Origin of the sequence: Blastomonas sp. AAP53 (assembly GCF_000331245.1) — a bacterium.
Classification (GTDB): domain Bacteria; phylum Pseudomonadota; class Alphaproteobacteria; order Sphingomonadales; family Sphingomonadaceae; genus Blastomonas.
The window spans coordinates 67,390-86,413 of the sequence record NZ_ANFZ01000009.1; the positions used below are offsets into that span (position 1 = coordinate 67,390).

14 protein-coding genes and 1 tRNA gene are annotated in these 19,024 nt (G+C 62.1%); 5 read left to right on the plus strand and 10 right to left on the minus strand.

Going from position 1 to position 19,024, the window contains the following annotated elements; all coding sequences use genetic code 11:
* Nucleotides 1–6 precede the first annotated feature (6 nt).
* The 3 genes from D618_RS0107215 to D618_RS0107230 all read left to right on the plus strand — a co-directional run bounded on the left by D618_RS0107215 (nt 7) and on the right by D618_RS0107230 (nt 5,220).
* A complete protein-coding gene (locus tag D618_RS0107215; protein ID WP_026091406.1) occupies nt 7–1,482 on the plus strand; it encodes an aldehyde dehydrogenase family protein in 1,476 nt (491 codons plus the stop codon).
* Between the two features lie 510 nt (nt 1,483–1,992).
* Nucleotides 1,993–4,317 carry a TonB-dependent receptor gene (locus tag D618_RS0107225; protein WP_152414586.1) on the plus strand — a complete coding sequence of 775 codons (2,325 nt, stop codon included), beginning with the start codon at nt 1,993–1,995 and terminating at the stop codon, nt 4,315–4,317.
* A gap of 141 nt (nt 4,318–4,458) precedes the next feature.
* On the plus strand, nt 4,459–5,220 hold the full coding sequence (locus tag D618_RS0107230) for an IclR family transcriptional regulator C-terminal domain-containing protein (RefSeq protein WP_017670836.1): 762 nt from the start codon (nt 4,459–4,461) through the stop codon (nt 5,218–5,220).
* Between the two features lie 283 nt (nt 5,221–5,503).
* On the opposite strand, the gene D618_RS0107240 is transcribed toward D618_RS0107230, so the two are convergent.
* The 6 genes from D618_RS0107240 to D618_RS0107265 all read right to left on the minus strand — a co-directional run bounded on the left by D618_RS0107240 (nt 5,504) and on the right by D618_RS0107265 (nt 11,362).
* Nucleotides 5,504–5,579 (minus strand) — tRNA-Lys (locus D618_RS0107240).
* Between the two features lie 141 nt (nt 5,580–5,720).
* Nucleotides 5,721–6,842, minus strand: coding sequence for a rod shape-determining protein RodA (gene rodA / locus D618_RS0107245; protein WP_017670838.1), 1,122 nt, complete (start codon nt 6,840–6,842; stop codon nt 5,721–5,723).
* Nucleotide 6,843: 1 nt separating this feature from the next.
* Nucleotides 6,844–8,763: a penicillin-binding protein 2 gene (mrdA, locus tag D618_RS0107250; RefSeq protein WP_017670839.1), complete on the minus strand. Its 1,920-nt coding sequence runs from the start codon at nt 8,761–8,763 to the stop codon at nt 6,844–6,846.
* Between the two features lie 13 nt (nt 8,764–8,776).
* Nucleotides 8,777–9,292, minus strand: coding sequence for a rod shape-determining protein MreD (gene mreD / locus D618_RS0107255; protein ID WP_017670840.1), 516 nt, complete (start codon nt 9,290–9,292; stop codon nt 8,777–8,779).
* Nucleotides 9,289–10,305 carry a rod shape-determining protein MreC gene (gene mreC, locus D618_RS0107260; RefSeq protein WP_017670841.1) on the minus strand — a complete coding sequence of 339 codons (1,017 nt, stop codon included), beginning with the start codon at nt 10,303–10,305 and terminating at the stop codon, nt 9,289–9,291. The genes mreD and mreC overlap by 4 nt, the downstream gene beginning before the upstream one ends.
* 13 nt (nt 10,306–10,318) lie before the next feature.
* Nucleotides 10,319–11,362, minus strand: a complete 1,044-nt coding sequence (locus D618_RS0107265; RefSeq protein ID WP_017670842.1) for a rod shape-determining protein — start codon at nt 11,360–11,362, stop codon at nt 10,319–10,321.
* A 176-nt stretch (nt 11,363–11,538) separates the two neighbouring features.
* On the opposite strand from D618_RS0107265, the gene mutL reads away from it, so the two are divergent.
* The gene (gene mutL, locus D618_RS0107270; protein WP_026091408.1) at nt 11,539–13,338 is read left to right on the plus strand and encodes a DNA mismatch repair endonuclease MutL; all 1,800 of its coding nucleotides are present in this window, start codon (nt 11,539–11,541) and stop codon (nt 13,336–13,338) included.
* Nucleotides 13,339–13,980: 642 nt separating this feature from the next.
* Nucleotides 13,981–14,493 (plus strand): hypothetical protein, encoded by a 513-nt coding sequence (locus D618_RS0107280; protein ID WP_017670845.1) that lies wholly within the window; start codon nt 13,981–13,983, stop codon nt 14,491–14,493.
* Nucleotides 14,494–14,505: 12 nt separating this feature from the next.
* On the opposite strand, the gene D618_RS0107285 is transcribed toward D618_RS0107280, so the two are convergent.
* From D618_RS0107285 to ychF, 4 genes are all read right to left on the minus strand, one after another.
* Nucleotides 14,506–14,970: a MaoC family dehydratase gene (locus D618_RS0107285; RefSeq protein ID WP_040370413.1), complete on the minus strand. Its 465-nt coding sequence runs from the start codon at nt 14,968–14,970 to the stop codon at nt 14,506–14,508.
* A gap of 42 nt (nt 14,971–15,012) precedes the next feature.
* Nucleotides 15,013–16,221 carry an ectonucleotide pyrophosphatase/phosphodiesterase gene (locus tag D618_RS0107290; RefSeq protein WP_017670847.1) on the minus strand — a complete coding sequence of 403 codons (1,209 nt, stop codon included), beginning with the start codon at nt 16,219–16,221 and terminating at the stop codon, nt 15,013–15,015.
* Nucleotides 16,218–17,777 carry an alkaline phosphatase D family protein gene (locus tag D618_RS0107295; RefSeq protein ID WP_017670848.1) on the minus strand — a complete coding sequence of 520 codons (1,560 nt, stop codon included), beginning with the start codon at nt 17,775–17,777 and terminating at the stop codon, nt 16,218–16,220. Before D618_RS0107295 ends, D618_RS0107290 begins: the two co-directional genes overlap by 4 nt.
* A 96-nt stretch (nt 17,778–17,873) precedes the next feature.
* Complete coding sequence (gene ychF, locus D618_RS0107300; RefSeq protein ID WP_017670849.1) at nt 17,874–18,974, minus strand: redox-regulated ATPase YchF; 1,101 nt, start codon at nt 18,972–18,974, stop codon at nt 17,874–17,876.
* Nucleotides 18,975–19,024: the final 50 nt, after the last annotated feature.

The following is a 19,024-nucleotide window of genomic DNA, read 5'->3' on the forward strand; positions in this document are numbered from 1 at the left end:
CCAACAATGACCACTGAATTTTTGCCGTACAAGGACATGGATGGGCAGTTTATTGCCGGGCAATGGCGCGCAGGACGGTCCGGAAAAGTGCTGCCCAACCATAACCCTTACGACAGCGGCCTGCTGGGCGAGATTTCGCTCGCAAGCGAGTCCGATCTGGACGAAGCCTACCAGGCCGCCGCTGCCGCGCAAAGAAGCTGGGGCAAGTCGCTGCACAGCGAACGCAGTGCGCTGTTCCTCAGGGTTCTTGCGATCCTTGATCAGCGCAAGGACGAAATCATCGGCTGGATCGTCCGCGAAACAGGATCGACCCTCCTCAAGGCAACCGCCGAATGGGGTGCCGTGCGCGCGGGGACAATGGAAGCTGTTGCGCTTCCTTCGCGCGTTGAAGGCAAGATCATGCCGATCGACGTTCCGGGCAAGCAGAGCTTTGTCTATCGCGAACCGCTCGGCGTTATCGGCGTCATCAGCCCTTGGAACTTCCCGATGGTTCTATCCAACCGTTCGATCGCGCCCGCACTGGCGCTGGGCAACGCCGTCGTGGTCAAGCCGGCAGAGGATACGCCTGTTACCGGCGGCCTGTTGCTTGCCAAGATCTACGAGGAAGCAGGGCTTGCAGCGGGCCTGCTCAACGTCGTGGTAGGCGATGTGGCGGACATTGGCGATGCGTTCACCCTTCACCCCATTCCCAAGCTGATCTCATTCACCGGATCGACGCGGGTCGGCAAGCGGATCGCCGAGATGGCGGCAACGGGCACCCGGCTCAAGCACGTCGGGCTTGAACTGGGGGGCAACGCTCCATTTGTGGTGCTAGATGATGCTGATCTTGACCTCGCGGTAGGAGCAGCGGCCTTTGGGCGCTTTCTGCATAACGGGCAGATCTGCATGAGCACCAACCGGATCATCGTCGACGCCAGCATTTTCGATGCGTTTGTCGAAAAGTTCGTTGCACATGTGAAGACCTTCAAGACCGGCGATCCCAGCGACCCTGACACGGTGATTGGCCCGCTGATCAACGGCAAGCAAAAAGCCGCAGCATTGCGTAACATCGCTGCTGCCCGTGCGGCGGGTTTCACCGAGGTGCTGGGAGGAGAGGCGGACGGCTTGATGGTTCCGCCACATATCTTCGTGAACGTCCCCAACGACAGCCCATTTGCGCAAACCGAACAATTTGCGCCGATCGCTCCGATCATCCGGGCAGCCAATGAAGACGATGCGTTGCGGCTGGCGAACGAAACGGAATTCGGCCTGTCCAGTGCAGTTTTTACGCGCGATGTTGCTCGCGGTGTGCGCTTTGCACGTGGAATCGAAGCCGGCATGACCCATGTCAACGATATCTCGGTTCTCGACAGCCCGTTCAACATGTTTGGCGGGGAAAAGAACTCCGGAATCGGACGCTTCAATGGCGATTGGGTTATCGCTGAGATGACAACCGATCACTGGATTACGGTGCAGGATGGAGCACGGCACTACCCGTTCTGATCAGTCCCTGTCCGCGCTTGTGGCTTCGTCGAGGATCGGATGCATGACCGGCGCAGGGTCTGGATCGCCGAAACCAGCCATGAGACCATAATCCGCAAGTTGCGGGCATTGCGGCAACGCGCGGCGCGTTTGCAGGACACCGAAGGCCTCCGGACACTGTGGAGAATAACCCGCGCAGGATAAGCCTGCGCGACCATGGCTCGCAGCGGTCCTAGCGCTCTGGACGGGTAACACCAGCGCGGGATCGTCGCACCGCGCGCTTGCGCATGCGTTGGTGCCAGCACAGCTGCAGACTGGTCATGTCCAGCAAGACCTTGCCGATCTCCCGACATTCCATCCAGCTGGATTTGGGTGTGCACCAGCGCCGTATGGAGGCTCTTCGTTCCTCGGCCGAAATTCAAAAATGACGCCCTGTTTCTCCGAAACGCCAAATTTGTGTTGCATATTTCCGGATATACAGGAATATGGTCATTATAAATGAGGGCCAGAAAGGTTATCAGGGGAGGCATCATGAGCATTCAAATTTCCAGAACCGGGTTAAATTCCTCGTGCGCTGCAATAGCGATATTCATGGCCTCGCTATCGATTGCGCAGGCACAAGACGCATCGGGCACACCGATGGCGGCCAGCGCGGATGCGGCGGAACCAGAGGCCGGATTGAGCGAGATCGTGGTTACGGCAGAGCGGCGTTCCGAAAATTTGCAGAAGACTGCTTTGGCGGTCAGCGCTGTTGACGGCGCTGCGCTTCAAGCAGCCAACATCTCACAACCGCAGGATCTTTCGAAGCTGATCCCGGCGTTGAAGCTCTCCAGCAGTGGTGGCAACGGCACGCAGGTGACGATCCGTGGCGTCGGCAACTTTGCCGGGAACGCCTATTCCGAACCGGCGGTCGCAATCAACCTTGATGGCGTATATCTGGCCCGTTCTGGTGGCCCGAACGGCCTGTTCTACGATCTCGAACGTGTTGAGGTTCTCAAGGGACCGCAGGGCACGCTCTACGGCCGCAACGCGACCGCAGGCGCGATCAACGTGATTGCGCGCAAGCCCACTGACACGCTGTCCGCCGAAGGCGCATTCACTGTCGGCAACTACGATCTGGTACGAGGGGAGGCTGCCGTCAACGTGCCGCTCGCAGAAGGCGCAGCGCTCCGGGTCGCTGGCATTTTCGTGCGCCGGGATGGCTATATGTCGGACGGCTACAACGATGACCGAAGCGAATCCATCCGTGCCCAGCTGCAGCTTGACATGACCGATCGGCTTTCGGTGTTGCTGTCTGGCGATTACGTGCACGTGGGTGGCAATGGCACCGCCGGCGTCTTTGCGCCTTTTCTCAATCCGGATGATCCTTATCTGGGGCCGACACGGGACGGCACCAACGCCATTCTGACTGAAGCGTCCCTGGCCATCAGCCGTGGTGGGAACCCCAATCTTCTGCCCAAGGTGCGTGATGATGGTTTTGTCGACATGGACAACTGGGGGGTTTCTGCAACGATAAGCTATGATCTGGATGGTGTGGATCTGACGGTCATTCCGGCTTATCGTCGCAGCGATAACAGCTATTTGCATTATGCAGCCGGCTTCCCGATCACGGCGAGCGAATTGTCGAAGGCGACTTCGGTTGAAGTGCGCCTGGGATCGTCCGACGCTTCGCCGATCAAATGGCTTGTCGGGGGCTATTATTTTGACGAGGCGCTGAATTTCGATCTGTTCGCCAATCAGGGCGTTGCCTTCAACCGAACTGTCCCGGACCTAAAGACACGCAGTTACGCGGCCTTCGGCCAGCTGACGTACAGCATGACGGACACTTTCCGCGTGACGGCCGGGGGCCGCTATACCAACGAGCGCAAAACGCAAAGCGGCGTGAATGGCGGACCGTTACCACCCGTACCGGCCGGGTTCCCTGGTCCTGCGGTGGCATTCTACAACCTTGCATGCGCGCCCTATGATGCTGCTGCGAGCACATGCTTTGGCGCGTTGGATGGCGTCGTCAGGGACAGCAAGGTGACCTGGAAGGCGGGCGTGGAATATGATGCCGGCGACCGATCGTTGCTCTATGCCAACGTGGCAACCGGCTTCAAGGCAGGCGGGTTCTACGCGTCTTTGACACCCAACACGTTCAAACCTGAAACGCTGACTGCCTACACGGTGGGATCGAAAAACCGCTTTCTGGACAACACATTGCAGTTGAACCTTGAAGCGTTCTACTGGGTCTACAAGGACAAGCAGATCACGCATCTGGGCCCCATTCTGCCAGGCGGGTTTGGTTTGATCACCGAAAATGCAGGCAAGGCAGACATCTATGGTGCCGAGATTGAGCTGCTGTGGCAGCCTGTCGCAAGTGACCGCTTCAGTGCAAACCTGCAGTACCTGAACAGCAAGTACAGTGATTTCACGTACAGGCAAAGCACGGCAACAGGCGTGCCGAACACGGCCTGCGTGACGACGCCAATTGCAGGCGCTCAGGCTGTTCAGGTGGATTGCTCAGGGCGGGTTGCATCGCTCTCACCCAAATGGACGCTGAATGCCAACTACGTCCATATTTTCGAATTGGGCGATGGTTCATCGGTTGATGCGCAAATGGGCACTCAGATCCAGAGCGGCTACTGGGTAGGCGAAGAGTATCTCGCCGGCCAGTTCCAGAAGGCATCGATGGTTTCGAATGCGTCGCTGACGTGGCATGTGTCGAATGATCGTTTTTCTCTGGCGGCCTTCGTCGACAATATCGAAGACCGTGCCATCAAGGCGGCGTCGTTCGTGCAACCGGTGCTGGGAGCGTCATTCGCGCTGCTTCGTGCACCGCGCACTTTCGGCTTGCGCGGCAACTTCAGGTTTTGATCCTTCAACCCATCTCAGAACTGGAATGCACAAGGCTGGGGGGCGAGGTGATTTCACGCCTTGCCCCTTTTGCTCTTCTGGCATTAAGGGAAGCGTCGATGCCTGAGGTGGCGGCAGGCTTGTGACGTGAGGTGAACTGAAATGGCTACCGCCGATCGTGTGCTGTCCATTTTGGGCCTTTTCACGGTCGAAAGACCGGAATGGACGGTCGATGCAGTCGCTCTTGAGCTTGGCCTGTCGGGTAGCACGGCGTATCAATATGTTCGAAGTCTTGTTGATGCAGGACTGCTCGTCAGCCAAAAGGGCGGGCGCTACATGGTCGGGCCTGCGATCATCGAACTCGACCGCGTCACCCGCCGTTTTGATCTGCTGGGAAATGCGGCGCGCGACACGCTCGAAGCGCTGACTGCAAGCGTCGATGCCGAGGCGATCGGGCTGTTATGCCGAATATATCGCCTGAAAGTGATGTGCGTCGATCAATGCGTTCTGCGTCCACCAAGCTTCGCGATCAGCTATGAGCGCGGGCGCCCCATGCCACTCACTCGCGGGGCAGCATCCAAATGTATCCTGGCCCATCTTAAGTCGCGGGCGCTGCGGAAATTCTACGACAGTGAGCCGCAAGCCGTTCGTGACGCCGGCCTGGGCGAAGATTGGGAAGCGTTCAAACTTGCAATCAGGGATCTGAGAAAACAACCCGTACTTGCGACTCGAGGAGAGCTTGACCCCGGTCTTATGGGTATTTCGGCACCGGTGTTTGACGCTGAAAATGTTGTCATCGGCAGTATTGGACTGGTCGTTTCTGCAGCTGATTTTGCCGATCAGTCAAAAATTGCTGTGGTGAGCACATCTGTGGCAGCAGCTGCTTTAGCTGTTTCCAAGCGGTTGAAAGACAGCTCTGAATGATAAGGCCTTAGAGTTACAAGCATCGCCCTGCGTCGCAGACCTGGCAACGATTGACGCCAAACTGCGGCGGGACGACCTGAAACAAGAACCTTCCATCGCTGCTGATCGTCTGGAGCTTGAACAATTCGTTGTCGCGGTAAAGCTCTGCCTGCCACCCGGGAGGCGCACCTCCGACCATGTCCGTTCGATCCATCCGCCCGGCAGCATTGAGGCGATCTCGACCAATCGCTGGCAATGTCGCCGAGCTAACCGATAGCTCAGTCCATGTTATGAATGTTAAAAATGGTGGACGCACTTGGGCTCGAACCAAGGACCCGCTGATTAAGAGTCAGCTGCTCTACCAACTGAGCTATGCGTCCATCCATAAGCAGCGGTTCGAATCGGCCGCCGCCGGGAGAGCGCTGCCTATATAAGATTGGAGCGCGATGAAAAGACCTTTTTTGCGCCGTGCGGCACAAAACATAGGTGCTGCCGTTCCAATCCGTCACTCGGGGGCAGGCCTAGCTAACGACGCGGCCCGCGCTGCTGCCACTTTGCCGGTTGTTGCGGTCGATCGCCATCAGCATTCCCATGCAAATCATCACGGTCATCATCGATGAGCCGCCATGGCTGATCAGAGGCAGGGGGATGCCGATCACCGGGGCAAGGCCCATGACCATCAACAGATTGATCGCCACATAGATGAATACGGTGGTCGCGAGGGTTGCTGCCGCAATGCGCTGGAACCGCTCCGTTGCCGCCAGCGCCACGCCCAGCCCCCACCAGGTGAGCAGGATGAAGCCGACGATCAGGAACAGGCCGCCTGCCAGGCCGAATTCCTCGGCAATCAGGGCGAAGACGAAATCGGTATGGCCTTCGGGAAGATAGTTGAGGTGCACCTGCGTGCCGTTGAGAAACCCCTTGCCGAAGATCCCGCCCGAGCCGATGGCAATTTTTGACTGGGTGATGTGATAGCCAGCGCCCAGAGGATCCGAGGCCGGGTCGAGGAAGGTCATGGCCCGGTTGCGCCAATGATCAAACCCGTAGATCAGGAGCAGCGGCACGCTGACCACGCCGGCCAGTCCACCGATGGCAAACAGCCGGATCGGTGTTCCCGCCAGGAACATTGCCACTGCGCCGCTGGCCAGGATCGTGATGGCGGTCCCCAGGTCCGGCTGCAGGATCACCAGTCCGGTCGGAACCAGGATCATGATCACGGGAGGCCAGATTCCACCGAGCTTGCGCACTTCGCTGGGCGGGACCAGCTCGTAGAATCGCGCCAGTGCCAGCACCAGCGCCGGCTTGGCGAGTTCTGAGGGCTGCAGGCGGATGATGCCCAGATCGAGCCAGCTCTGCGCACCGCCTGCAACATGGCCTACCAACTCTGTGAGCAGCACCATGATGATGGCCACCCCATAAGCCGGAAAAGCCAGATGCCGGTACCACGACAAGGGCAGGCGGGACATCACCAGCGCCACGGTGAACAGGACGGAAAAGCGGATCGCATGGCTGAGCGCCCATGGACTGGCATTGCCGCCCGCCGCCGAATACAGCACGATCACGCCCAGCCCTGCAATCAGCAGCAGCAGCGTGATCGCGCGCCATGGCAGATCAGCAATCGGGCGGGGAACGATGCTGAGCATGTCAGTCTGCTTCGCCTTCGGCCGGCGCTTCAGGCACCAGACCCTCGGCGCGCGCCCGGAACGAGGCGAATTCGCTGGCCATGCGTTCGGCGATGTTGCCGCCCCAGCCGGCTTCCAGCGCGAGCAGGCTGTCCATCGCCTTTTGCGGATCGAACATATAGGTCATGAAATCCTTGGCGACGGGCGCTGCGGCGCGCGACCCGCCCAGGCCATGCTCGATCACGACGGCAGCGGCATAGAGCGGCTGCTCGACGGGGGCAAAGCAGACAAACAGGCCGTGGTCGCGGTATTTCCATGGTACGCCAGCGCCGCCACGGCTGCCTGACCCGAAACCGCGCACCTGTGCGGTGCCGGTCTTCCCCGCCATCGCAATGCCATCCAGCGGCAGCTTGCTGCGTGCGGCGGTGCCCTGGCTGACCACCTGCGCCATGCCCTGTTGCGCGATGGCGAGATGTTCGGGGGAAAAGGGCAGGGTAGGGGCGATCTTGTCGTTGGGGATCAGGTGCGGATAAAGCTTGCGGCCCGAAGCGAGCCGCGCGGTCATCACCGCCAGCTGCAGTGGATTGACGATGACATAGCCCTGGCCGATCACCGCATTCAACGAATCCGACGCGGTCCAGCCCTGCTTGTACTTGCGCATCTTCCATTCGCTGTCGGGAATGGTGCCATAGCGCTGGTTGAGCCCGGCGAGGTCGAATTCCTCGCCCAGCCCCATTTCGCGCGCGACCATGGCAATCTTGTCATAGCCGAGGCGATGCGCCTGCGCGTAGAAATAGGTGTTGCAGCTCTTTTCGATCGCGCGGGTCATGTTGACCGGCCCGTGTCGTCCCAGGCACTGGTAGAAGCGGTTCCCCAGACGATAGCCACCGGGACAGTTGACGGTTTCTTCCGGGTCCACGCCGTTTTGCAGGCAGGCGACTGCCGCCATCGGCTTGAGCGTCGATCCCGGTGGATAGAGGCCGCGCGTCGCCTTGTTGAGCAGCGGAACGCGCTCATCCTGCGACATCATGGCGTATTCCAGTCTGCCGATGCCGTCCGAAAAGCTGTTCGGGTCGAAGCTGGGCATCGATGAGAACGCCAGGATGCCGCCGGTCTGGCAATCGATCACCACCGCCGCACCCGATTCGCGCCCCATGCGGCGAGCAACGAATTCCTGCAAGCCGCCGTCGATGGTGAGTTTCAGCGGCTTGCCCGGCACGTCTTCTTTCACGCCAAGTTCGCGCACGATCTTGCCGCGCGCGGTCACCTCAACCTTGCGCGCGCCGGGCTTGCCCTCAAGCCGTTCTTCGTAATATTTCTCAAGCCCGTCCTTGCCGATCTTGAAACCGGGCGTGATCAGCAGCGGGTTCTTGCTCTGCTCGTACTCTTCGGCATTGGCGATGCCGACATAGCCCAGCAGATGGCCGACCGCAGCCCCGGTGGGATACTGGCGCGAAAAGCCGCGTTGCGGGGCGACGCCCGGAAGATCGGGAAGCCGGACCGAAAGCGTCGCGAAATCCTCCCAGGTCAGCCCTGCGGCCACCGGTACGGGCTGCAACCCCCGGGCGTCCTTCATTGCGACGCGAAGGTCGTCGATTTCGTCGGGCGTCATGCGCAGAATGGTGCCCAGCTGGCTGATCGTCGTGTCGACATCGCGCACCCGTTGCGGGATCAGGTCGACCCGGAAGTCCGCCTTGTTGTTCGCCAGCGGCTTGCCGTGCCGGTCGATGATCCAGCCCCGGCGCGGCGGAATGAGCGTCAGGTTGACCCGGTTGCTCTCCGACAGCATCTTGTAGCGCTCGTTCTCGACGATCGAGATATACGCCATGCGGCCTGCCAGGACGGTGCCCAGCAGCCCCTGCGCACCACCGATCAGCATCGTTCGGCGATTGAACGTGATGTTCAGCGAATTGCGGGTGATGAGCTTGCCGGGTCGTCTCATGGCTTGCCTGCCGTCACCGCTTGAGACGGATATGGTCGAGCCGCGCGACCAGGCGCAGCACCAGCGGATAGGTGAAGATCGCCAGGATCATCTGGGGGAACAGCACCGAGATGCGGGTGTCATTGACGAGAAAATTGTTGATCGCAAGGCCTCCTGCAATCGCGAATATAAGGCACACGGTGGCAATGAACCAGTCCTGCCAGTAATTGCGCCAGATATATCGCTGTTCGATGAGGTCGAGAGCAATCAGGATGATCGACCACAGCAATACTGCGCTCCCCACCGGCTGCCCGCTGAGAATGTCGTCAAACATGCCGAATGGAACGCCAGCCCACACCGGCCAGAGACCAGGCCGAAGGATCTGCCAGCAGATCAGCACGACCAGGCCGAACGGCGGGAGAACCGGAGCAGAGGCCACAATCGGCAACAGCGGTGCCATGGATGCAGCCATTACCGACGCAATGGGCACGGCGGCCTTGCGGAAGGCGGAAGGCTCGCGGTTGAGCCGGGCCCGGTAAAGGTCGTTCATCGCGCAGCCGGACCTTGCACGGGAACAGAGGCTTCAGCCTGGTCTGGGGCGGACGACGTCGGGGCTGGAGCGGTTGCTGGCGGCTGCGTTTCACGCTGACGTGGCGCTGAGAGCGGCGATGCGGGCGATGAATCCGCCGGCGGCAGCCCGCTGGCTTCCGGATAGGCCAGCTCGGGCTCGTACATCTCCTGCACGATCACGAAATCGGTGCCAGCAGGGTTGGCAAGCAGCTTGCCGATGGCGCCATCATTGGTCAGCTTCTCGATGATCGCCACCGGCACGTTGGGCGGATAGATGCCGCCATTGCCCGATGTAACCATCACATCGCCCACCTTGAACGGATTGATGCCGATATCGATCAGCTTGATGTCCACCCGGCCATCGCCACGCCCTTGCGAGAACGCCACCGTACCGTCACGCGCGCGGCGCACCGGCACGACGTTCTCGGCATCGCTGAGCAGAAGCACGCGCGAGGTGTTGGGTCCGGTTTCCAGCACCCGGCCGATCAGGCCACGCTGGGCGCGCACCGGTTGGCCGCGCTGCACGCCCTGGCGCGACCCGACATCAAGCGTGGCATAGCGGCGGCTGCTGGAGGCAGAGGAGTTGATCAGACGCGCGGTCGCGACAGGGCGGCCATCCTGCTTGATCAGGCCCAGCAAGCGGCGCAACTCGCGGTTTTCCTGGCGCAGAGCGCGCGCTTCGATCAGCCGCATCCGGTTGCGTTCGACCTCGCGCTGCAGCGCGGCGTTCTTCGATCCCGCATCGAAATAGGCTGCGACTTCGCGCCAGCCGTTCTGCGTCCCCACCCGCATGCCGGTCAGCAGCCGGGCAGGCGGCGCGGTGACCTCTGCGGTCATGCTGCGCACCGCAGAAAAGGCGGCCGGATCGAAATAGGACAAGGCAAGCAGAAGCAGACCGGCAAACGCGCCCGTAAAGGCCAGCAAATAGCCGGTGAAGATCTGCAGTTGCGCCTTGCGGGAGAACCCGGGGCGCCGGTTCCGCGGCGGCGCCATACTGTGTGCGCCCTTAGGCGGTCATCAGCACGCCCCGGAAGATCGGATCTTCCATGGCGCGGCCGGTGCCGATGGCAACACAGGTCAGCGGATCTTCCGCAACCGAAACGGGCAGGCCGGTCTCTTCGCGCAGATGTGCATCCAGACCCTGGATCAGCGCGCCGCCGCCGGTGAGCACGATGCCCTGGTCGACGATATCGGCGGCCAGTTCGGGCGCGGTGTTTTCCAGCGCGATGCGGACGCCCTCGACGATCGTGCTGATCGGTTCGGACAGGGCTTCGGCGATCTGGCCCTGGTTGATCGAGATTTCCTTGGGGATGCCGTTGACGAGGTCGCGGCCCTTGATCTGGATGGTGTGGCCAATGCCGTCTGCCGGCGCGACGGCGACGCCGAAGTCCTTCTTGATGCGCTCGGCGGTGGTTTCACCGATCAGCAAATTGTGGTGACGACGGACGTAGGAGACGATCGCTTCGTCCATCTTGTCGCCGCCGGTGCGGACCGAGGTGGTATAGGCCAGGCCGCGCAGTGACAGCACCGCAACTTCGGTCGTGCCGCCGCCGATATCGACGACCATCGATCCGATCGGTTCGGTGACCGGCATGTCCGCGCCGATGGCAGCGGCCATGGGCTCTACGATCAGCATCACCTGGCTGGCACCGGCGTTCGATGCCGCATCGCGGATCGCGCGGCGCTCGACCGAGGTGGAGCCCGAGGGAACGCAGATCACGATCTCGGGATAGCTGAACATGCTCCGCTTGCCGTGGACCTTCTGGATGAAATACTTGATCATGTGCTCGGCCACTTCGATGTCGGCGATGACACCGTCACGCAAAGGGCGGATGGCTTCGATCGAATCGGGGGTCTTGCCCATCATCATCTTGGCGTCGACGCCAACCGCCTTGACCCGCTTGATACCGTTGATCGTCTCCAGCGCCACCACCGACGGCTCGTTCAAGACGATGCCCTGATCCTGGACATAGACAAGCGTGTTCGCAGTGCCCAGATCGATCGCCATATTGTGCGAACCGAACCGGAAGAGTTTGGAGATGAACGACATGCAGACTTTCCAAATATCAGGAGCCAGACAGGGCGGACAAAGCGGTGATCCGGATGGATTTTGCGCGAAAGTCCTGAGGGCGGAGGCTAACCCGGGGCACCCGGACATACCAGGCATGAAAAATGCGGGGAACTCGGGAGTCGCGTCCAAGCCGCGCTTGGGCTAGGACCGGGGGCATGTCAATACGAAGGCTTCCAAACGCCCTGATAAACCGGATCGCAGCAGGCGAAGTGGTGGAAAGACCAGCCAGTGCGTTGAAGGAGCTGGTCGAGAACGCAATCGACGCCGGAGCGGACCGGATCGCCATCTCTCTGGAGGATGGCGGGCTGGGTGCGATCGAGGTAATCGACAACGGCTGCGGCATGTCCTCCGACGACATCGCTCTTGCGTTGGAACGCCATGCGACCTCGAAACTCCCCGACGATGCGATCGAACTGGTCTCCACTTTGGGCTTTCGCGGCGAGGCCTTGCCCAGCATCGCCAGCGTCGCGCGGCTCTCGATCGCCAGCCGCACGGCGGACGGCGATGGCTGGCGGAGGGTGGTCGATCATGGTGATGTCGTTGAAGACGGCCCCGCCTCGCTGCCGCCCGGAACACGCATCCGCATGGACAGCCTGTTCGGCCGCGTGCCGGCGCGTCGCAAGTTTTTACGTTCTGCGCGCAGCGAATATGCGGCGTGCAATGATGTGGTGAAGCGTCTGGCGATGGCGCGGCCCGACATCGCCTTCAGTCTCGAATCAGACGGCCGCAGGGTGTTTTCGGTGCAGGCGGGCGAGGCGCGGCTGACGCGCATAGCCTCGCTCACCGCGCGCGGCCTCGCCGACAATGCCGTGCTGCTCGATTTCGAGCGCGAAGGCGTGCGGCTGACCGGGGTGGCGGGGCTGCCGACCTACAACCGGGGCGTTGCAGACCACCAGTTCCTGTTCGTGAATGCGCGCCCCGTCCGTGACCGCTTGCTGGTGGGCGCGGTGCGCGCGGCCTATGCCGAGATGCTGGCGCGCGACCGGCATCCGGTGGTGGCGCTGTTCCTCGATGTCGTGCCGCAGGATGTCGATGTGAACGTGCATCCGGCCAAGACCGAAGTGCGCTTCCGCGATGCCGCGATGGTGCGCGGGATGATCGTTTCGGGGTTGAGGCGCGCGCTCGACGAGGGCGGCTTCCGCGCGGTGCAGCGTCCGGCGGAAGGCGCTCTCTCGCGCTGGCAAAGCGAGCCGGTCGCGCCGCCGCCGCTGCCCGAGCGCGACATGTTCAGTCCCGCACCGATGGCGCTTGCGCCGACGGAGGCGCCTGCCTGGCTCGCCGCTGCCGGGGTGGCCGAACGCAGCCAGCCGTTAATGGCGGCAGCGCCCCTGGGCCGCGCCGAGCCTTCCCATGCGCCGGTGCCGATGGCGGAACGCTATCCCTTGGGCATCGCGCGCGGGCAGATCGCCAAGACCTATATCGTCGCCGAGGCCGAGGACGGTCTGGTGATCGTCGACCAGCACGCCGCGCACGAGCGACTGGTGCTCGAACGGATGCGCAAGGCGGCGGGCGGTGGCCGCGTCGCCAGCCAGGCGCTGCTGCTGCCCGAAGTGGTCGAGTTGGACGAGACCGCGTGCGACCGGATCGATGAGCGCGCCGCCGAACTTGCCGATTTCGGGCTGGAGGTCGAACGCTTCGGCCCGGCGGCGGTGCTGGTCCGCGCGGTGCCTGCGATGCTCGGCGGCGGTGATGTGCACGGCTTGGTGCAGGACATCGCTGATGAACTCGGCGCGTTCGATGCGGCGCTGTCGCTCAAGGAGCGGCTCGATCTGGTCGCCTCGACCATGGCATGCCACGGATCGGTGCGGGCAGGGCGCGTGCTCTCGGTCGCCGAGATGAACGCATTGCTGCGCGAAATGGAAATCACCCCGCACTCTGGTCAATGCAACCACGGCCGCCCAACCTGGGTCAAGCTGGCGCATGGCGATATCGAGCGGTTGTTCGGGCGGAAGTGACAGTCTCAAGCAACTTGCAAGTGTCGCGTCCCTATTATGGCACGCTAGGTGCTGAGGTATGTGAAAGATACGCCAATCTGGATTGGTACGCGCGGTTTGCGGCTATCGATGTTTTGGCTTATCAATAGCGGATGGCTGTAGGTCTAATCTTGGCATGTGGCGCTTTGGCAGCGATCATCGCTTTTTTCACGATTCATAGATTTAAACGCACGGGGTTACGGGTCGGCGCTGTCATCGCTTTGTCGATGTTACCTATTCTACCTTATTCTGTCTGGTTCGCCCTGCTTCCTTCTGCCCAGGAGGGAACTGACTGGGGTTGGTGGTTGACGGGGTTGGTGATGACGTCTCCGCTTCTGATGTCATGGGTAATGGGTATTTTTATCGGCATTTTCCTGAGGAAAGTTTCTGCACGATAATCCTGCGGGAATAGTAGATTGCTTCTCCCCTCCCGCTTGCGGGAGGGGCAGGTTCAGCTTGCTGAACCGGGGTGGGCCGGGAGCACGACGGGTCGCAGGCCCACCCCGACTTCGGCTGCACCTCAGCCACCCCTCCCGCATGCGGGAGGGGAGAGGTGTGAGGCTTTAACCTCGACTGTCCCCGCGCTATACGCCCTCCAACATTCCCCGATCCCGGAGCTTCCCCATGCGCATCGCCCTCCTGTTCCCGCTCGTCCTGCTTGCCGCGTGCAGCAGCGAAATGCCTGCCGATGACGAACTCGTCACGCTCGACGCCGGTACCGGTGCCCAGCAAGGCAGCGTGTCGGCATCGGCGGGTGGGGCCACGTCTTCGTCCATCACCGGCGTGCAGGCGGTCGATGCCGAAGGGCCGAAGCTCGAACCGTTGCTGTCGAGCGCGATCAACGCGGCGGGGCTGGATAGCGGATCGTGCCGGTTCGGCCCGGCTCAGGGTGCGTTGCCGGTGCTGGTGGCCAGCAAGACCGGCGGCAAGGGCATAATGTCCATTGCGGGCAAGCAGATCGATGTGACCGCGTCCGCCACGGTAGCGGACACGGGCGGCAGTTTTGCAGGCCAGGGTGTCACGCTCATGGTGTCAGCCTCAGGCAAGGACGCCGCAGGCAGCACCGCCACGATGCAGGTCAGCGATGCCGACGGGCCGGCGTTTGTCTATCGGGACGGCTTCTGGGCCTGCAACTGAGGCCCAGACGCGTCAATCCTCGATCGGCGCTTCCGGGTTGCGCACCTTGATCAGGCCGTTGCTGCGCATGGTCATCACCGGCTCGTCATTCTGGTTGAAGATCGTGAGGTCGGATTTGAACAGCCCCATGTCCGGGCGGTTCTTCGATCGGCGCTTTTCGATGATCGTGGTTTCGACGCGCAGCGTGTCGCCGGGGTAGACGGGCTTGACCCAACGCAGATTGTCCATGCCGGGCGAACCCAGACCGGCCTGGCGGCTGGTCTTCATGTTCTCGACCAGCATCGCCATCGTCATCGCACATGTGTGCCAGCCGCTGGCGGAGAGCCGTCCGAAGTGCGTCTTCGCCGCGGCTTCGTCATCGAGATGGAAGGGCTGAGGATCGTATTTCTGGGCGAAATCGATCACCTCATCACGGGTGACATCATAACGGCCGAATTTCGAGGTCGAGCCGACCTCCAGGTCTTCATAATAGATCATGGACATGAGTTTTGATCCGCAACCTTGGCTTTGCAAGCAAAATCAGCGGGCGATCAGCGGCGCGAGCGTGTCGGCGTTGCCGTCTGATGGCAACGGAGCGAAGCCGGTGAGGGCTGCAAGCAGCGGATAGACATCGACATTGTCGAACACGCCCAGATGATCGGTCGGCTTGATCGAAGGGCCAAACGCCATGAACAGTGCGTGCATGTCTGGATGCGTGGGGTCATAGCCATGCGCGCCGCCCTTGACCGGATAGGGTGGGGTGCCCGAGAGGATCGTCCAGCCATTTTCGGCGATGCAGATGATCGCGGCGACCCGCGGGTTCTGCCCGTAATGCAGGTGCTGGGGCAGCGCTTCCTTGCGATGGCAGGTCATATGCGGATGCGGTTTCAGAAAGGCAGCGGCAACCCGCTCATCGGTGCCCGCCGCAGGTTCGATGGCGGCATAGGGGCCGGTTTCCACCGGGATGTAGCTGGCGCGGTCGATCAGTTCTTCCAGCTGGATCACGCGGGTTTCGGCGGTTTCGGCCATGCCGTGATCGGCGGTGATGACGAAGTTGGCGCGCACCCCCATCGCTTCCACTCCGCGCACGACATCGCCGATGCGCGAGTCCACATCGGCAATGGCGGCATCCAGTTCGGGCGAGCGACCAGGGCCAAAGCGGTGCCCGGCGGTATCGACGGTGTCGAAATACATCGTGACGAGGCGCGGACGGATTGCTGGCGGGCGGCGCACCCAGTCGAGTACGGTGTTGACCCGCTGCGCATTGCCGATGGCCTGATCGAACCGCATCCAGTCGCTCGGACGAACGCCGTTATGCGCCACTTCGCTGCCCGGCCAGAACATCGTCGCGGTGCGAAGGCCGGCCTTTTCCGCCGTGATCCAGACGGGCTCGGCCTCGATCCACCAGAACGGATCAAGCGCCTGTTTGGCATCGCCCATGCTGAACATCTGCCCGGGGCGGGTCGGGGCGATCATCGAATTGCCGACAATGCCGTTGCGGTCGGGCCGCTTGCCGGTGACTATGGTATAATGATTGGGGAAGGTCTTGCTGGGGAAGCTCGGCCGCATGGCTGTTGCGACCCCGCGCTGCCGGAACTCGGCCAGATTGGGGGTCAGACCGCGATCCAGATAATCGGGCCGCATTCCATCGATCGAAATCAGGATCGTAACCTCGGGCTCGGCGTCTTGCGCCATTGCCGGAGCGGCAATCGTCAGTGCCAGCAGGGCCGCAATCAGCCGGGCGATCATGCCGAAAGACCGGTCATTTGGGCACCGGGCGTGCCGTGGGCAACCTCTGCAGTGGCCCGGCGCTTCATGATGTTGGGGCGCAGTGACACCTTGTCGACGACCTGGAAATGGCTGAGCCAGGCATCCGGCGTGACCTCGCAGACCACATAGCCGCGCTGATCGTTGAGGAACTTGAGCTCGGGATTGTTCTTCATCATCTGCTCGCTGCCATAGCGAAGGTCCGATCCATCGCCGCCGCTGCTGATCGAGGTTGCGACGATCTCGGTGCCAACGACCTTGTCGTTATGAACCAGATCGCCGACGAAGTTCTGGTGCTCGTCTCCGGTCAGCACGATCACGTTGCCCAAGCCCGCCATGCGCGAGAGCATCCGCTGGCGCGGAACTTCATAGGCGGCCCAGCTGTCCATGTTGGCGATGCGCGTGTCTTCGTTGGCGGCGCGGCGACGGTCGAGGCTCATCATCATGATCTGCTGACCAAGGCAGTTCCAGCGCGCCTGATTGCGTGACAGGTTCTTCGCCAGCCACGCTTCCTGCTCGGCGCCCAGGACCTGCGCGGTCTTGTCGCCCACGCCCTCGCACAATGGCTTGAAGCCATCGTCGCAGGCCTGGTCGCTGCGGTAGGAGCGGGTGTCGAGCAGCTGGATCTCGGCCAGATTGCCAAAGCGCGCCGTGCGGTGGAACTGGCCGGTGCCGAAGCGCGGCATGTTGGCGCGGCGGATGGGCATATGCTCGTACCAGGCCTGCAATGCAGCCGCGCGGCGCAGTTCGAAAGCCTCTGCCGGAACGCCCCTGCCGCCGCTGATTCCCGCGACCCAGTTATTTTCAATCTCGTGATCGTCGAACGTCGGAAAGAAGCTGTGGGCTGCGTGCGCGCGCTGCAGATCGGTGTCGGTCTTGTACTGCGCGTAACGCTGGCGATAGTCGGCCAGATCATACAGGTTCTGCCCGACATGCAGCCGCACCGGCACCTGCAGACCACCGCTGAAATAGTTGGCGCGGGTCGGGCTGCCGCCATATTCGTAGATATAGTCGCCATAATGGAAGACGAAATCGAGCTCTTCGCGTGCCAGATGGTTGTAGGCGCCGAAATAGCCATCTTCGAAGTTCTGGCAGCCGACCACGCCGAATTTCAGCTTGTCCATGGTGGCACCCGCCAGCGGCAGCGTTCGCGCTCTCCCTGAGAAGCTGCGCTCGCCGCCGGCGGTGAAGCGATACCAATAGGGCCGGTTGGGCTGGAGTGCTGACACCTCGACATGCACTGAATGCGCCGTCTCGGGCCGGGCGATGACCTCGCCCTTGCCAACGATCGTCGCAAAACGGTCATCGCTGGCGACTTCCCATTCGACCGCCATCGGGGTCATCGGCATGCCGCCATGCGGATCCAGCGGTTCGGGCGCCAGCCGCGTCCAGATCACGAAGCCGTCAGGCGAAGGATCGCCCGAAGCAATGCCCAGCGCGAACGGGAACGTCCGAAATACGCTTTGCGCGCGCAAAATGCCCGGCGCGCCGATCACGGTGAGCGGAGCGGCGGCAATGAACAGGCGGCGGGAAAGCATCGGCAAGTGTCCTTCAATCGGCAGCGGCGTCAGCCGCCTTGCCCGGTTTATCTGACAGGCTGATGACGGCCTGCCAAGCAGTAGCCCCGCCAGCGGTCAGACGTTGAACTTGAAGTGCAGTACGTCGCCGTCGTGGACGACATATTCCTTGCCTTCCTGGCGCAATTTGCCCGCATCGCGGGCGCCGGATTCACCGTTCAGGGCAATATAGTCGTCGAACGCGATGGTTTCGGCGCGGATGAAGCCGCGTTCGAAATCGCTGTGGATCTCGCCAGCGGCCTGCGGTGCCTTGGACCCCACCTCGACCGTCCACGCGCGCGCTTCCTTGGGGCCGACGGTAAAGAAGGTGATGAGGTGCAGCAGGTCGTAGCCCGCGCGGATGACGCGGGCGAGGCCGGTTTCCTCCAGCCCCAGATCGGCGAGGAATTCCATCCGCCCTTCCATGTCCATGGTGATCAGCTCGGCCTCGATCGCGGCGGAGACGACAACGGCTTCGGCGCCTTCGGCCTTGGCCTTTTCGAATACGCGCGCGCTGAAGGTGTTGCCGTCGGCTGCGCTGCCTTCGTCGACATTGCAGACGTACAGCACCGGCTTTGAGGTGAGCAGCTGCGCCTGCGCCAGCACGCGTGCTTCTTCCTCGTCGGCAGGCTCGGTCAGACGCGCAGGCTTGCCTTCGCGCAGCAGCTCGAGCGCCTTGCCCAGCACCGATGCGCCAATCTTCGATTCCTTGTCGCCCTGCTGGCCGCGCTTGACGAGGCCGGGGACCCGCTTTTCGAGGCTTTCCAGATCAGCGAGCAACAGTTCGGTCTCGACCGTCTCGGCGTCCGAGATCGGGTCAACCTTGTTCTCGACATGCTGAATGTCGTCATCCTCGAAGCAGCGCAGAACATGGACGATGGCATCGACCTCGCGGATGTTGCCGAGGAACTGGTTGCCGAGGCCTTCGCCCTTGGAGGCGCCACGCACCAGCCCGGCAATGTCGACGAACGCGAGCTGGGTCGGGATGATCTTCTGGCTGCCGGCGATGGCCGCAAGCTTGTCGAGGCGCGGATCGGGAACGGCCACATTGCCGACGTTGGGCTCGATCGTGCAGAACGGATAGTTCGCCGCCTGTGCCGCCTGCGTCTCGGTGAGCGCGTTGAACAATGTGGACTTGCCGACATTCGGCAGCCCGACAATACCGCATTTGAAACCCATAAATATCCCAGCCTGAAAGATGCGTCAGCGCGCGCTGATCCTGCCAGCGC

What these genes read in the sequence shown, in the direction of transcription:
- mrdA (WP_017670839.1), bottom strand. Translation starts at nt 8,763, where the DNA reads ATGAGACGACCCGGCAAGCTCATCACCCGCAATTCGCTGAACATCACG.
- ychF (WP_017670849.1), bottom strand. Translation starts at nt 18,974, where the DNA reads ATGGGTTTCAAATGCGGTATTGTCGGGCTGCCGAATGTCGGCAAGTCC.
- rodA (WP_017670838.1), bottom strand. Translation starts at nt 6,842, where the DNA reads ATGCTCAGCATCGTTCCCCGCCCGATTGCTGATCTGCCATGGCGCGCG.
- D618_RS0107265 (WP_017670842.1), bottom strand. Translation starts at nt 11,362, where the DNA reads ATGTCGTTCATCTCCAAACTCTTCCGGTTCGGTTCGCACAATATGGCG.
- D618_RS0107290 (WP_017670847.1), bottom strand. Translation starts at nt 16,221, where the DNA reads ATGATCGCCCGGCTGATTGCGGCCCTGCTGGCACTGACGATTGCCGCT.
- D618_RS0107225 (WP_152414586.1), top strand. Translation starts at nt 1,993, where the DNA reads ATGAGCATTCAAATTTCCAGAACCGGGTTAAATTCCTCGTGCGCTGCA.
- mreC (WP_017670841.1), bottom strand. Translation starts at nt 10,305, where the DNA reads ATGGCGCCGCCGCGGAACCGGCGCCCCGGGTTCTCCCGCAAGGCGCAA.
- D618_RS0107285 (WP_040370413.1), bottom strand. Translation starts at nt 14,970, where the DNA reads ATGATCTATTATGAAGACCTGGAGGTCGGCTCGACCTCGAAATTCGGC.
- D618_RS0107230 (WP_017670836.1), top strand. Translation starts at nt 4,459, where the DNA reads ATGGCTACCGCCGATCGTGTGCTGTCCATTTTGGGCCTTTTCACGGTC.
- mutL (WP_026091408.1), top strand. Translation starts at nt 11,539, where the DNA reads ATGTCAATACGAAGGCTTCCAAACGCCCTGATAAACCGGATCGCAGCA.
- mreD (WP_017670840.1), bottom strand. Translation starts at nt 9,292, where the DNA reads ATGAACGACCTTTACCGGGCCCGGCTCAACCGCGAGCCTTCCGCCTTC.
- D618_RS0107280 (WP_017670845.1), top strand. Translation starts at nt 13,981, where the DNA reads ATGCGCATCGCCCTCCTGTTCCCGCTCGTCCTGCTTGCCGCGTGCAGC.
- D618_RS0107295 (WP_017670848.1), bottom strand. Translation starts at nt 17,777, where the DNA reads ATGCTTTCCCGCCGCCTGTTCATTGCCGCCGCTCCGCTCACCGTGATC.
- D618_RS0107215 (WP_026091406.1), top strand. Translation starts at nt 7, where the DNA reads ATGACCACTGAATTTTTGCCGTACAAGGACATGGATGGGCAGTTTATT.